General features: G+C 71.4%; 1 protein-coding gene. It reads left to right on the top strand.

Annotated features, from left to right (window positions below):
* A partial coding sequence (locus tag SB764_RS41980; protein WP_410867033.1) for an MOSC N-terminal beta barrel domain-containing protein occupies positions 1 to 259 on the top strand: 259 nt, incomplete at both ends.

Below are 259 nucleotides of genomic sequence, written 5' to 3'. Positions count from 1 at the left end.
GATGATGATCACGCAGCGCACGCATCCGCGCCTCGCGCTGATCCGCACCGCGCTCGACAGCGATGCGCTCGTGCTGAACGCGCCGGGCATGCCGGAGATCCGCACGCCGCTCGACGGCGACGCGACGCCCGCCACCCCGAAGATGGCCGCGACCGTCTGGCGCGACACCGTCGATGCGATCGACACGGGCGCCGAAACGGCTGCATGGCTCACCGAATTCCTCGGCGTGCCGTTGAAGCTCGCGCGCTTCGGCGGCGCC

Origin of the sequence: Paraburkholderia sp. SIMBA_027, from assembly GCF_046535315.1 — a bacterium.
In the GTDB taxonomy this organism is placed as follows: domain Bacteria; phylum Pseudomonadota; class Gammaproteobacteria; order Burkholderiales; family Burkholderiaceae; genus Paraburkholderia; species Paraburkholderia tropica.
Note: the sequence above shows the minus strand (reverse complement) of the source record. Positions and strands in the feature narration are given on the sequence as shown.